Source organism: Streptomyces sp. Root431 (genome assembly GCF_001426585.1).
In the GTDB taxonomy this organism is placed as follows: Bacteria; Actinomycetota; Actinomycetes; order Streptomycetales; family Streptomycetaceae; genus Streptomyces; species Streptomyces stackebrandtii.
Genome location: NZ_LMEI01000008.1, coordinates 454,216 through 467,963, shown reverse-complemented (window position 1 = coordinate 467,963; position 13,748 = coordinate 454,216). Strand labels below are relative to the sequence as shown.

The window sequence follows — 13,748 nt, the reverse complement described above, 5'->3', positions numbered from 1 at the left end:
AAAGCCCAATCGGAATCCGCAGCCCCGTCAGAACGGCCGCTTGAGCGGGGCGGCGGCGGCCGTCAGAGCAGGGGGGTGAGGAAGCGGCGCAGGGCCTCCTCGTAGCGGACGGGGTCGGCGTTCCACATCGCCGCGTGCGGGGCGTGCCGGACCGTGTGGAGGGTGACGAGATCGGGGCGGCGGGCGGCGAGCTCGACGGACGGTTCCCAGGGGGCGATCGTGTCGTCGGGTCCGTGGAAGAGGAGGACCGGGACGCGGAGGGCGCCCGGTTCGGAGGCGGCCTGGAGCCGGTCCCCGTGCGGGCCCGTCCGGCCCTGGGCGGCGCGGACGGCGAGCGGGAGCAGGGGGCCGGGGACGTGGTGGGCCGCGGCGAGGTTGCGGAGGGTGGCCTCCCAGTCCAGGACCGGGGAGTCGAGGACGAGGCCGCCGATCCGGTCGCGTACGCCCGACTCGGCGGCGGCGCGCAGGGCCATCGCGGCGCCGGTCCCCCAGCCGTGCAGGACGACCTTGGTGGCACCGCGGCGGACGGCGTAGCGGATGGCGGCGTCGACGTCCCGCCACTCGGAGTCGCCGAGGTGGGCGAGACCGTCCGGGGAGGCGGGCGCTCCCTCGTCGCCGCGGTAGGTGGGGACGAGGACCGGAATCTTGCGCCGGTTGAAGAAGGGGACGAGGTTCAGGGGGTGCTCGCGGGTGGTGCCGAGGCCGTGCAGCGCGATCACCCACGTGGTGCGGGGGGCGGCCACGAGCCAGCCGGGCAGGGGGCCGAGCTCGCCGGGGATCTCGACGTCCTCGTGGGCGAGCCCGAGGGCGCTGATCGGGGTGCCCCGGTGGAGCTGGGGGGTGAGGCGGACGTGGACGCCGGGGCCGAGGACGCCGAGCTCGACCCGTTCGAGGCGGCGGACGACGGAGTCTGCGGTGTGGGGGACCCGGTCGAGGACGGGGCCGAGGACGGCGTGGAGGCCGGGGGCCTCCATTCCGTACGTGCCGGGGCGCAGCGAGGCGAGGCTGCGGGTGAGGGTGATCCGTTCGGGTCCCGTGGCGTGCACGGTGAGTCTGGGGTCTCCCGGGAGTGGTCGTCCGGACGGCACCCTGAGGGCGACGTCGCTGGCGTACCGGCCGGCCGCTATCGCGGCCGCACCGACACCGATCAGGGTGGTGACGGCCGCTGCCGTCGCTGTAGCCGGGCGCACGCTCCCAGTGTCGGCAGGTCCCGGGCGGCCTGCCACCGGGCGGACCCGGGCGGGGGTGTCGCCGCAGCTCCGTGGGGATGCCGTGGGGGTGGAGCCGTGGGGTGTGCGGCCGTGGGAGTCGTCGCCGGGCCCGGGCACCCCCTGGGGAGTGACATGGGTCTCCTCGGCGGGGTCCCCCGGTCGGATGGTCCGGTCCAGGGAGCGGAACGGGGCGGCGGGGGACGAACCGGGCCGGGTCTCCTGTGGCCCCTGAGGGCCCGGATTACCCGGGGTCGCAGGGTGACCGCATCGTGGACGCGCACCTCGGCGGGGGGCTAAGCGGAATCCCTTGACACCGGATGGAGACACCACGTCGCCCGCCCCAGTTCACCTTCCGTTCACTCAGGTTGCCTACGTTCGTCGAGCCACTGACGTCAAACGATTGCCTGGGTAAATGGAACACATCACGCTGCTGCTCGCCATTGTGGTCGTGACAGCTCTCGTGTTCGATTTCACGAACGGTTTCCACGACACCGCCAACGCGATGGCCACGACCATCTCGACCGGTGCACTGAAGCCCAAGACGGCGGTGGCCATGTCCGCCGTGCTGAACCTCGTCGGCGCGTTCCTGTCCGTGGAGGTCGCCAAGACGATCTCCGGCGGGATCATCAACGAAGAGGGCATTCGTACAGAAGTGATCTTCGCGGCGCTCGTGGGCGCCATCCTGTGGAACCTGCTGACCTGGCTCCTGGGCCTGCCGTCCAGCTCCTCCCACGCCCTCTTCGGCGGCCTCATCGGCGCCGCGGTCATGTCGGCCGGCTGGTCCGCGGTCAACGGCCCCACCATCGTCACCAAGGTCCTCATCCCCGCCGTCGCCGCGCCGCTCGTCGCCGGCCTCGCCGCGATGCTGGCCACCCGGCTGACGTACAAGATCGGCGCCAACACCGACACGAAGCACACCGCCAAGGGCTACCGGGTCGGCCAGATCGCCTCCGCCGGTCTCGTCTCCCTCGCCCACGGCACCAACGACGCCCAGAAGACGATGGGCATCATCACCCTCGCCCTGGTCACCCAGGGTGTCGTCGCCCCCGGCTCCAACCCGCCCCTCTGGGTCATCGTCGCCGCGGGCGTCGCGATCGCGCTGGGCACGTACCTCGGCGGCTGGCGCATCATCCGCACCATGGGCAAGGGCCTGACCGACCTCCAGCCGCAGCAGGGCTTCGCCGCCCAGACCAGCGCCGCCACGGTCATCCTCGCCTCCTCGCACCTCGGCTTCTCCCTCTCCACCACCCAGTCCTGCTCGGGTGCCGTGATGGGTGCGGGCCTCGGCCGCAAGGGCGGTGTCGTCCGCTGGTCGACCGCCACCCGGATGTTCGTCGCCTGGGGTCTGACCCTGCCCGCCGCCGCCGTCGTCGGCGCCGGTGCCGAGTTCCTCACCAAGCAGGGCCCCTGGGGCATCGCCGCCGTCGCGGTCCTCCTGGTCTCCGGCTCGGGCGTCATCTGGTCGCTGTCCCGCCGCAAGCCGGTCGACCACAACAACGTCACCGACGACGACATCGACGGCGACTCCGAGCCCGCGGGCGTCGTGACCACCGCCATCGCGGCCGTCACCCCGCCGCCGGCCGGCTCCGTCGCCGCCGTCGCGGACGAGGACCTCAAGACCACCATCCCGTCGCCGGTTCCCACGGACCCGGCCGCTCCCCCGGCCCCCGCCGCAGCGGTGTAAGGAACCAACGACATGAAGATCGACTGGGCAGCTCTCGGCTCCGTCTTCGGAGTCAGCCTCGTGGCGACCGTCGCCCTCGTGGGCCTCTTCACCCTCGGCATCATCGGCCTCTCCAAGCAGGAGCAGGCCGCCGCCCAGGGCGGCTCGGCCACGATGGCCCGGACCGGCGCCTACGCCTGCTTCGCCCTGTGCGTCGCGGCCGTGGCGTACGGCATCTATCTGATCGTCGTCTGACGGTCCACTTTCACGCCTCGGTACGGCGGCCGGGCGGTCCGCACCTTCGGGTGCGGGCCGCCCGGCCGCCGTGTGCGTGGTCCGTGTTTGTGGTGCTTCGCACAGTGACCTGCCGCAGGTCAAGGGTGAGTTGACGGGTGTTCGCGGGCCGTGGTGGACTGCCGAGGCCATTACGGCGGCAGCAGAGGAAGTCCGGTGCGAATCCGGCGCGGTCCCGCCACTGTGACCGGATCCCACGGGTCCGGGAGTCAGGAACTCTCGCCGCCGGTCACGTCGATCCAGGGCGCGGACCCTGAGTGAGGACCTGCGCCATGCCCGGCCGCATCAGAACCAGCCGTCTTTCCCCGGACGGCTTCGCCTACGGCGCGGCCCTCGGGCTCGCCGTCGACCGGCTCGTCGGCGATCCCCGCCGCGGACACCCCGTCGCCGCCTTCGGCCGGGCGGCCGCCGCGGTCGAGGCGCGCCTCCACCACGACCACCGCGGCTGGGGCGCCCTGCACACCGCCGTCTGCGCCGGCTCCACCGCCGCCCTCGGGGCGCTCGCCGCCCGGGCCGTCCGGGACCGGCCGGCGGCCGCCGTGGCGCTGACCGCCGCCTCCGTCTGGGCCGTCGTCGGGGGTACGACCCTGGGCCGCGAGGCCCGCGCGATCGGCGGGGCGCTCGCCGTCGGGGACCTGGAGGTCGCCCGGGAGCGGCTCCCCCACCTGTGCGGGCGCGACCCGCAGTCCCTGGACGGTCCCGCGATGGCCCGCGCGGTCGTCGAGTCCGTCGCCGAGAACACCTCCGACGCCGTCGTCGGCGCCCTCTTCTGGGGCGCCGTCGCGGGCGTGCCGGGCCTCGTCGCCTTCCGGGCCGTCAACACCCTCGACGCGATGGTCGGCCACAAGTCCCCGCGCCACCGCCGCTTCGGCTGGGCATCGGCCCGCCTCGACGACGTGGCCGGCTGGCCCGGAGCCCGGCTGACGGCCGTGGCCGCGACGCTCGCCGGGGGCGATCCGCGCGGGGCCGTACGGGCCTGGCGGGCGGACGCGGACCGGCATCCGAGCCCCAACGCGGGGCCCGTCGAGGCCTCCTTCGCGGGCGCCCTCGGCGTACGGCTCGGGGGGACCCTCTCGTACGGCGGGCGGGTCGAGCACCGGCCCGTGCTCAACGGGGAAGGGCGGCCCGTCGAGGTCGCCGACATCGACCGGGCGGTCCGGCTGTCACGCCGGGTGACCGCACTGACCCTGGCCGCCTGTGTCGGCGGCCGCATGATCATCGGTGCCGTGAAGAGCGCGAAGCGGAGGAACGCATGAGGGGTGGGGGGCTGCTGGTCGCCGGGACCACGTCCGACGCCGGCAAGAGCGTCGTGACGGCCGGCATCTGCCGCTGGCTGGTCCGCAAGGGCCTGAAGGTGGCGCCGTTCAAGGGACAGAACATGTCCCTCAACTCCTTCGTGACCCGCGAGGGCGCCGAGATCGGGCGGGCCCAGGCCATGCAGGCGCAGGCCGCCCGGGTCGAGCCCACCGCGCTCATGAACCCGGTGCTGCTCAAGCCCGGCAGCGACCGCTCCAGCCAGGTCGTCCTGATGGGCAAGCCTGTGGGCGAGCTCAGCGCCCGTGGCTACCACGGCGGGCGGCAGAAGGAGCTCTTCGAGCCGGTGATGGCCTGCCTGGAGGAGCTCCGCGGCACGTACGACGCCGTGATCTGCGAGGGCGCGGGCAGCCCGGCCGAGATCAACCTGCGGCGCACCGACATCGTGAACATGGGCATCGCGCGGGCCGCGCGGCTGCCCGTGGTCGTGGTCGGCGACATCGACCGGGGCGGGGTCTTCGCCCAGTTCTTCGGGACGACGGCGCTGTTGAGCCCCGAGGACCAGTCGCTCGTCGCCGGATACCTCGTGAACAAGTTCCGGGGTGACGTGACGCTGCTCGAACCCGGCCTCGACATGCTGCACGGGCTGACCGGGCGGCGGACCTTCGGCGTCCTGCCGTACGCGCACGGGCTCGGCATCGACGAGGAGGACGGGCTCCGGGTCTCGATGCGGGGCACCGTCCGCGAGTCCGTCGTCGCGCCGCCGGTCGGCGCCGACGTGCTGCGGGTCGCCGTCTGCGCCGTACCGCTGATGTCGAACTTCACGGACGTCGACGCGCTGGCCGCCGAGCCGGGCGTCGTCGTCCGGTTCGTGGACCGGCCCGAGGAGCTCGTCGACGCCGACCTCGTCGTCGTGCCCGGCACCCGGGGGACGGTGAAGGCGCTCGCGTGGCTGCGGGAGCGGGGGCTCGCGGACGAGCTGGCCCGCCGCGCTGCCGAGGGGCGGCCGGTCCTCGGGATCTGCGGCGGCTTCCAGGCGCTCGGCGAGCGGATCGAGGACGAGGTCGAGTCGAAGGCCGGGACCGTCGACGGGCTCGGGCTGCTGCCCGTACGGGTGCGGTTCGCGCCCGAGAAGACCCTGGCGCGGCCGGTCGGCGAGGCGCTCGGGGAGCGGGTCGAGGGGTACGAGATCCACCACGGCGTCGCCTCCGTCGACGGGGGCGAACCGTTCCTGGACGGCTGCCGGGTCGGCGCCGTGTGGGGCACCCACTGGCACGGCTCGCTGGAGAGCGACGGCTTCCGCCGGGCGTTCCTGCGGGAGGTCGCGGCGGCGGCGGGGCGCCGGTTCGTACCGGCCCCGGACACGTCCTTCGGCACGCTGCGGGAAGAGCAGCTCGACCGGCTCGGCGACCTGATCGAGGAACACGCGGACACGGACGCGCTGCTGCGGCTCATCGAGGAGGGCGCCCCGGCGGGGCTGCCGTTCGTACCGCCGGGTGCGCCGTGACGGGGCGCGAGGGCCTGGGCCGTACCGCGTCCGCGGCCGTCGGGCGGCCCCACCCCCATCAGCTGACCGAACTTGAGGAAAGGACCACCCGATGAGCACCCGGTATCCGTTCACCGCCGTCGTCGGCATGGACGATCTGCGGCTCGCGCTGCTGCTGAACGCGGTGAGTCCGGCGGTGGGCGGTGTGCTCGTCCGGGGCGAGAAGGGGACCGCCAAGTCCACGGCCGTCCGGGCGCTCGCCGATCTGCTGCCGGTGGTGCCGGTGGTGGCGGGCTGCCGGTTCAGCTGCGATCCCGTCTCGCCCGACCCCGGCTGCCCGGACGGGCCGCACGCCGACGCCCCCGGGGCCGAACGCGCCGCGCGGATGGTCGAGTTGCCCGTCGGTGCCTCCGAGGACCGGCTCGTCGGCTCGCTCGACATCGAGAAGGCGCTCTCCGAGGGCGTGAAGGCCTTCGAGCCGGGACTCCTCGCGGCGGCCCACCGGGGCATCCTGTACGTCGACGAGGTCAACCTGCTGAGCGATCACCTGATCGACCACCTGCTCGACGCCGCCGCGATGGGCGCCTCGCACGTCGAGCGCGAGGGCGTCTCCGTACGCCATGCCGCGCGGTTCCTGCTCGTCGGGACGATGAACCCCGAAGAGGGCGAGCTGCGGCCGCAGTTGCTCGACCGGTTCGGGCTGACCGTGGAGGTCGCCGCCTCCCGCGTGCCCGAGCAGCGCGTGGAGGTCGTCCGCCGGCGGCTCGCCTTCGAGGACGACCCGGCCGTGTTCGCCGCCCTCTGGGCGGACGAGGAGACGGCGCTGCGCGACCGGATCGTCGCCGCCCGCACCCTGCTGCCGAAGGTGGTCCTCGGCGACGCCGCGCTGCTCCAGATCGCCGCGACCTGCGCCGCGTTCGAGGTCGACGGCATGCGCGCCGACATCGTCATGGCGCGGGCCGCGACGGCCCTCGCCGCCTGGGCAGGGCGGACGGAGGTCACCTCCGAGGACGTGCGGCAGGCCGCGCTCCTCGCCCTCCCCCACCGCCGTCGGCGCAACCCCTTCGACGCGCCGGGCCTCGACGAGGACAAGCTCGACGAGACCCTGGAGCAGTTCAAGGGCGAGGAGCCGCAGCCGGACCCCGACGAGGACCCCGAGCCGGACGGCCCGGGTGACGGCGGTCCCGGTGACGGCGGTCCCGACGGCGGCGGTCCTGGCGGCGGCATCCCGCCCCAGGGCGAGGGCCCGGCCCCCGAGACCGACGGTGTCCCGGAGGAGACCCCCGCCGAGGCGCCGGCCCCGGCCCCCGCCCCGCAGGCGCAGGGCCCCGGCGCCGGCGAGCGCGCGGCCGTCCAGGCCGCCGAGCCCTTCCGTACGAAGATGCTGAGCGTGCCCGGCCTCGGCCAGGGCGCCGCAGGGCGCCGCTCCCGGGCCCGTACCGAACACGGCCGCACCACCGGAGCCACCCGGCCCCGGGGCGCGCTGACCAAGCTGCACCTCGCGGCGACCGTGCAGGCCGCCGCCCCGCACCAGCGGGCGCGCGGGCGGACCGGTCCCGGGCTCGTCGTCCGCCGGGACGACCTGCGGCAGGCGACCCGTGAGGGGCGCGAGGGCAACCTCGTGCTCTTCGCCGTGGACGCCTCCGGCTCGATGGCGGCCCGGCAGCGGATGAGCGCCGTCAAGGGCGCGGTCCTCTCCCTGCTCCTCGACGCCTACCAGCGGCGCGACAAGGTCGGCCTGATCACCTTCCGGGGCCGCACCGCCGAGCTCGCGCTGCCGCCGACCTCGTCCGTGGACGCCGCCGCCGCACGCCTCGAACAGCTCCCGACCGGCGGCCGTACGCCGCTGTCGGCCGGGCTCCTCAAGGCCCATGACGTCCTGCGGATCGAGCGGCTGCGGGACCCCTCGCGCCGCCCGCTGCTCGTGGTCGTGACCGACGGCCGGGCGACCGGCGGCGGCGCCGACCCGGTGGCGCTGGCCGCCCGGGCGGCGCAGCTGCACGCCGCCGAGGGCACGGCGAGCGTGGTCGTGGACTGCGAGACCGGGCCGGTGCGGCTCGGGCTCGCCGGGAGCCTCGCACGCGAACTCGGCGGCACCGCCGTCACCTTGGACGAACTGCGGGCCGACTCGATCGCCGGCCTCGTCAGGGACGTACAGGCAGAACAGACAACCAGGAGGGCCGCTTAATGCCGCAGGGACAGCCGACCGCCGTGCCCGACGACGGTCTCACCACCCGCCAGCGCCGCAACCGGGCACTCGTGATGGTGCACACGGGCGTCGGCAAGGGGAAGTCGACCGCCGCCTTCGGCATGGCGCTGCGCGCCTGGAACCAGGGCTGGCCGATCGGGGTGTTCCAGTTCGTCAAGTCCGCCAAGTGGAAGGTCGGCGAGGAGAACGCCCTCAAGGCGCTCGGCGAGACCGGCAAGGGCGGCACGGTCACCTGGAACAAGATGGGCGAGGGCTGGTCCTGGATCCAGCGCGAGGTCGCCGAGGGCGAGCAGTCCCACGAGGACAAGGCCCGCGAGGGCTGGGAGCAGGTCAAGCGGGACCTCGCCGAGGAGAAGTACAAGTTCTACGTCCTCGACGAGTTCGCCTACCTCCTGCACTGGGGCTGGATCGACACCAAGGAGGTCGTCGAGGTGCTCCGCGACCGTCCCGGTCACCAGCACGTCGTCATCACCGGGCGCAACGCGCCGCACGAGCTGGTCGACTTCGCCGATCTCGTCACCGACATGTCCAAGGTCAAGCACCCGATGGACGCCGGTCAGAAGGGCCAGCGGGGCATCGAGTGGTAGCACGTCTCGTCATCGCCGCGCCCTCCTCGGGCGCGGGCAAGACCACGGTCGCGACCGGCCTCATGGCCGCGTTCGCGGGCCGTGGTCTGGCCGTGTCCCCGCACAAGGTCGGGCCCGACTACATCGACCCGGGCTACCACGCCCTCGCCACCGGCCGCCCGGGCCGCAACCTCGACGCGTACATGTGCGGTACGGGGCTGATCGCGCCGCTCTTCGAGCACGGGGCGCGCGGCTGCGACCTGGCCGTGGTCGAGGGGGTCATGGGCCTGTACGACGGAGCCGCCGACCAGGGCGAGCTGGCGTCCACCGCGCAGGTGGCGAAGCTGCTCAAGGCGCCGGTGGTGCTCGTCGTGGACGCGTCGTCGCAGTCGCGGTCGGTTGCGGCGCTCGTGCACGGGTTCGCGTCCTGGGATCCGGAGGTGCGGATCGGGGGCGTGATCCTGAACAAGGTCGCGACGGACCGGCACGAGCATTTGCTGCGGGAGGCGCTGGGGGAGTCGGGGGTGCCGGTGCTCGGCGTGCTGCGGCGGGCGCCTGCCGTGGCGACGCCTTCGCGGCACTTGGGCCTTGTGCCCGTTGCCGAGCGGCAGGCGGCTGCGGTGTCCGCTGTCGCGGCGCAGGCGGAGCAGGTGCTTGCCGGGTGCGACATGGAGGGGCTGCTGGCACTTGCTCGGTCGGCGCCGGAACTGCGCGCCGAGCCGTGGGTGCCTGAGGTGGCGGGGCGGCTGCACTCCGGTGGTTCCGGTGTGCCCAACCTCCCCCGGAGCTCCGCCTGGGAGGTGCCCCCAGCCCCGGCGAAACGTATGCCCACACCTAGGGTGGCGGTCGCCGGCGGGGCTGCGTTCACGTTCTCGTATGCCGAGCATGCCGAGTTGTTGACTGCTGCCGGCGCCGAGGTCGTGACGTTTGATCCGCTTCGGGACGAAGCGCTGCCCGAGGGGACCTCCGGGCTCGTCATAGGTGGCGGGTTCCCCGAGATGTACGGCGCCGAGCTGTCCGCCAACGAGCCCTTGCGGAAGGCCGTCGCCGAGCTCGCGGCGGCCGGGGCGCCGATCGCGGCCGAGTGTGCCGGGCTGCTGTATCTGGCGCGCTCCCTCGACGGCCGGCCGATGTGCGGGGTGCTCGACGCGGACGCGCGGATGTCGGAGCGGCTCACTCTCGGGTACCGCGACGCCGTCGCCGTGAACGACAGTGTGCTGGCCCCTGCCGGGGCGCGGATGCGGGGACACGAGTTCCACCGGACCGTGATCGAGCCGGGCGCCGGGGCGCTGGCCGCCTGGGGGCTGCGGCAGCCCGAGCGGCGAGTCGAGGGCTTCGTCCAGGGCGGGGTGCACGCCAGCTACGTCCACACCCACTGGGCGGGGTCCCCGGAGGCCGCCGCGCGTTTCGTGGAGCACTGCGCGTGAGATCAGCCTCCGGAGACGCCCACCACGAGCCAGATGAAGGCCACGCCCGCGACCGTGCACAGCAGGGTCGAGCGGGCGGGGTGTTCGTGGTGGGCCTCGGGCAGGATCTCGGCGGCGGCCAGGTAGAGCAGGGCGCCGCCGAAGAAGCCGAGATAGCTGCCGAGGAGTTCCTCCGGAAGGGTGAACAGCAGGGTGGAGGCCGCGCCGACGATCGGGGCGACGGCGTCGGCGACGAGCATGCCGATGGCCCTGCGGCGGGCGTTCCCGTAGAGGCTCGTGATCGTGTACGTGTTGAAGCCGTCGGCGAAGTCGTGGGTGATGACGGCGAGGGCGACGGTGGCGCCCATGCCGCCGCCGACCTGGAAGGCGGCGCCGAGCGCGACGCCGTCCATGAGGCTGTGGAGGACCATCGCGGCGGCCGCGGTGAGGCCGACCTGCGGGACCCTCTCGTCGGCCCCGACCCCGTGTGCCGCCTGGCGGACGGCGAGGAGCCGCTCCACCACGTGGGCGAAGAGGAAGCCGCCGACGAAGAGCAGCAGGGCCTCGGGAACACCGAAGACCTTCTCCCCCGCGGCCTCCATGGCCTCCGGCAGGAGGTCGAGTCCGACGACGCCGAGCATGAGTCCGCCGGCGAGTCCGAGGACGAGGTGGCGGCGGTCGGTGACGCGCCCGGCGACCCAGCCGCCGAAGAGCGTCATGAGGAACGCGCCGAGCGCGACGACTACAGCCATGGGCCTTTGCTATCGGATGCGGCGGTGTGCGCGCACCTCGGTGTCGGGGCCCGGCCGGGCGTTCCGGTGGACGACGTGCTGGCGCTGGTCGACGCGGTGCTGCGGGAGGCGGGGCTGACGCGGGCGGCCGTGCGGTCGCTCGCGACGCTGGACGCGCGGGCCGCCGAGCCGGGCGTCGCGGGCGCGGCGGCGGAGTTGGGGGTTCCGATGCGGGGGTTCACGGCCGGGGAGCTGGCCACCGTCTCCGTACCGCATCCGTCGGCGGTGCCGCTGGCCGCGACGGGGACGTCGTCGGTGGCGGAGGCGGCGGCGCTGCTCTCGGCGGGGGTGGGGGCGTCGGCCACGGCCGGGCCCTCGCAAGCTCTGTTACTCGTGCCGAAGCGGAAATCCCGGCGCGTAACGTGCGCGATTGCCACGTGCGTCCCGGTTTGTCCGCACGAACATGCCCCAGGCGTACGGTTGTTGCCCCTGGCTCACGGGTACATCGCTGGCGAGCCTGGCTCACCCCCCACCATCCCCACCCCCCACACGACGGCGGCCATGGACACGCACACACACGCGCATACCGACGCCCACGACCTGCGCCACCACGGTGACGCCGAGGTCCGGGACGAGAAGTTGATCGATCTCGCGGTCAACGTCCGGACGAACACACCACCGGACTGGCTGCGGAAGAGAATCGCCGATTCGCTGACCGGCCTCGCGGCCTATCCCGACGGCCGTGCCGCACGGGCCGCGGTCGCCGTGCGGCACGATCTGCCTACGGGCCGGGTGCTGCTCACGGCCGGCGCGGCGGAGGCGTTCGTGCTGCTCGCGCGGGCGCTGCCGGTGCGCCGGCCCGTGGTGGTGCACCCGCAGTTCACCGAGCCCGAGGCGGCGCTGCGCGACGCCGGGCACGAGGTGGGCCGGGTGCTGTTGCGCGCGGAGGACGGCTTCCGGCTGGATCCGGCGGCGGTGCCCGAGGACGCGGACCTGGTGGTGATCGGGAACCCCACGAACCCGACCTCCGTCCTGCACCCCGCCGAGTCGATCGCCGCCCTGGCCCGGCCCGGCCGGACGCTGGTCGTCGACGAGGCGTTCATGGACGCCGTGCCGGGCGAGCGGGAGTCGCTGGCCGGGCGGACCGACGTGCCCGGGCTCGTGGTGCTGCGCAGCCTCACCAAGACCTGGGGGCTCGCGGGTCTGCGGATCGGGTACGTGCTCGCCGAGCCGGAGACGATCGCGCTGCTCGAAGGGGCGCAGCCGCTGTGGCCGGTGTCGACGCCGGCCCTGGTGGCGGCGGAGGCCTGCATGTCGCCGGCGGCGCTCGCGGAGGCCGAGCACGCGGCGCACCAGATCGCGGTGGAGCGGGCGCATCTGCTCGCCGGTCTCGCGGAGTTCGACGAGGTGCGGACGGTCGCCGGGGCGGAGGGCCCGTTCGTCCTGCTGCGGATCGACGGGGCGGACGCGATACGGGACCGGCTGCGGCTGCTCGGTTTCGCGGCCCGCCGGGGAGACACGTTCCCGGGGCTCGACCGGAACTGGCTGCGGCTCGCGGTCCGTGACCGGGCGACGACGAACCGTTTCCTCCAGGCCTTGGACCAGGCGCTCCTGCTGGGCGGCTGACGGGCGCGTACGGCAGCGGGAAGGGTGCGGGGAGGGCGACGTCGTCACCGTCGCCCTCCCCGCACCCCGCTTCCCCCTACGTCTCCGGCACCCCCCGGCGCTTCCCCCTCGGGCCGTCAGTCGCGCGAGCGGGCACGCGAGCGGGTGACCGCCAGCGCGCCGCCGCCGGCCACGAGCAGGGCGAGCGCGCCCGCCGCGATGTACGTGGTGGAGGAGCTGCCGCCGGTCTCGGCGAGGTTCTCGGTCGGGGTGGTGCCGCCGTTGTTGGTCTTCACGCCGCCGTCGGTGCCGGGCTCGACGGTGGGCCGCTGCGTGGGCTGCTCGGAGGGCCGCTCGCTGGGCTCCTGGGTGGGCTGCTCCGTGGGCTGCTCCGTGGGCTGCTCCGTGGGCTCCTTGGTGGGCTCCTGCGTCGGGGCCGGGCCCTCGGGCGTCTCGCAGGTCGCTTCGGCGAGCGTCACGGTGCCTTCGACCTTGGCCACGCCCAGCTCCAGCGGGTTGACCTTCACCTTGAGTTCGAGGGCCGTCGCCGCGGCGGTGCGGGAGGTCGTGGAGGTGCGGGAGAGGTCCAGGGTGACCTGGCCGACGCCCGGCACGGTCACCTGGGTCCGGCCGCCCGTGGAGAGGGTGGTCTTCTTGCCGAAGACGGTCACGTGCCCGAGGACGTTGGACTCGGCGACCGGCTTCTCGCCCACCTCGCACAGCGCCTTGGAGGTGACCTTCTCGACCTCGATGAGGGAGAGCAGCGGAATGCCGGGGACGTGGACCCGCGCCTTGACCAGGTTCACGTACCCCTCGGCCTTCTCCTCGTCCACGGTGGCCTTGGAGGTGGCGACGTCGGCGGCGAGGATGTCGATCGGCTTGCCGCCCTCGGCCCCCTGCACCTTGACCGTGAGCGCGGTCTCGCTCTCGGTCTCGGGCGCCTTGACCTCGTTGAGGGAGGCACGCACCGGCACCTTCACGGTCTCGCCGAGGAGGGAGACGTCGAGGCCGGCCCGCAGGACGACGGCGGTGGCACGCCCTTCGGCGCCCGTGGCGTGCGCCGCCGGGGCCGCGAGGAGCACGGGACCGACGGCCAGGGCGGCGACGGTCGCGGCAGCGGCGGTGCGGCGTACGGGTGCGCGGAAGGTGTTGCTGTTCAAGATGGTGGAACCCCCACAAGAGACATGGCGTCGCCGGCCGCTCACCACGGGGACGGTGGGTCGGCGCGGCCTCGGCGACTTGAGACACCGGAATCTTTACGCACGGAGAGTGAACCGACAGTCGCCTGGCGTGAGTTCACTCCAATGGGGGGTTTCCGTGTTC

Annotated in this window: 11 protein-coding genes and 1 riboswitch; of the genes, 8 read left to right on the top strand and 3 right to left on the bottom strand. The window is 74.0% G+C overall.

Annotated elements, in window-relative coordinates; genetic code table 11:
* Window positions 1-62: 62 nt before the first annotated feature.
* On the bottom strand, window positions 63-1,190 hold the full coding sequence (locus ASC82_RS13190) for an alpha/beta hydrolase (RefSeq protein WP_056646175.1): 1,128 nt from the start codon (window positions 1,188-1,190) through the stop codon (window positions 63-65).
* A gap of 433 nt (window positions 1,191-1,623) precedes the next feature.
* On the opposite strand from ASC82_RS13190, the gene ASC82_RS13185 reads away from it, so the two are divergent.
* From ASC82_RS13185 to ASC82_RS13155, 7 genes are all read left to right on the top strand, one after another.
* A complete protein-coding gene (locus ASC82_RS13185; RefSeq protein ID WP_056646172.1) occupies window positions 1,624-2,895 on the top strand; it encodes an inorganic phosphate transporter in 1,272 nt (423 codons plus the stop codon).
* 12 nt (window positions 2,896-2,907) lie between these two features.
* Entirely contained in the window at window positions 2,908-3,129 is a 222-nt protein-coding gene (locus ASC82_RS13180; protein WP_056646169.1) for a hypothetical protein, read from the top strand.
* A 145-nt stretch (window positions 3,130-3,274) separates the two neighbouring features.
* A riboswitch (cobalamin riboswitch) is annotated at window positions 3,275-3,407 on the top strand.
* A 33-nt stretch (window positions 3,408-3,440) separates the two neighbouring features.
* A complete protein-coding gene (locus ASC82_RS13175; protein WP_107105885.1) occupies window positions 3,441-4,424 on the top strand; it encodes a cobalamin biosynthesis protein in 984 nt (327 codons plus the stop codon).
* Entirely contained in the window at window positions 4,421-5,929 is a 1,509-nt protein-coding gene (locus ASC82_RS13170) for a cobyric acid synthase (RefSeq protein WP_056646166.1), read from the top strand. Before ASC82_RS13175 ends, ASC82_RS13170 begins: the two co-directional genes overlap by 4 nt.
* Window positions 5,930-6,020: 91 nt before the next feature.
* Window positions 6,021-8,096 carry a putative cobaltochelatase gene (locus ASC82_RS13165; protein WP_056646163.1) on the top strand — a complete coding sequence of 692 codons (2,076 nt, stop codon included), beginning with the start codon at window positions 6,021-6,023 and terminating at the stop codon, window positions 8,094-8,096.
* The gene (gene cobO, locus ASC82_RS13160) at window positions 8,096-8,704 is read left to right on the top strand and encodes a cob(I)yrinic acid a,c-diamide adenosyltransferase (RefSeq protein ID WP_056646161.1); all 609 of its coding nucleotides are present in this window, start codon (window positions 8,096-8,098) and stop codon (window positions 8,702-8,704) included. The genes ASC82_RS13165 and cobO overlap by 1 nt, the downstream gene beginning before the upstream one ends.
* Entirely contained in the window at window positions 8,698-10,110 is a 1,413-nt protein-coding gene (locus tag ASC82_RS13155; RefSeq protein WP_056646159.1) for a cobyrinate a,c-diamide synthase, read from the top strand. Before cobO ends, ASC82_RS13155 begins: the two co-directional genes overlap by 7 nt.
* A 2-nt stretch (window positions 10,111-10,112) precedes the next feature.
* Here the strand turns inward: ASC82_RS13155 and ASC82_RS13150 are convergent, their stop codons facing one another.
* The gene (locus tag ASC82_RS13150; RefSeq protein WP_056646155.1) at window positions 10,113-10,841 is read right to left on the bottom strand and encodes a ZIP family metal transporter; all 729 of its coding nucleotides are present in this window, start codon (window positions 10,839-10,841) and stop codon (window positions 10,113-10,115) included.
* A 24-nt stretch (window positions 10,842-10,865) separates the two neighbouring features.
* Here ASC82_RS13150 and cobC point away from each other — a divergent pair, with 24 nt between their 5' ends.
* Window positions 10,866-12,446 carry an Rv2231c family pyridoxal phosphate-dependent protein CobC gene (cobC, locus tag ASC82_RS13140; RefSeq protein ID WP_079039241.1) on the top strand — a complete coding sequence of 527 codons (1,581 nt, stop codon included), beginning with the start codon at window positions 10,866-10,868 and terminating at the stop codon, window positions 12,444-12,446.
* A 116-nt stretch (window positions 12,447-12,562) separates the two neighbouring features.
* Here the strand turns inward: cobC and ASC82_RS13135 are convergent, their stop codons facing one another.
* On the bottom strand, window positions 12,563-13,585 hold the full coding sequence (locus tag ASC82_RS13135) for an SCO1860 family LAETG-anchored protein (protein WP_056646146.1): 1,023 nt from the start codon (window positions 13,583-13,585) through the stop codon (window positions 12,563-12,565).
* Window positions 13,586-13,748 lie beyond the last annotated feature (163 nt).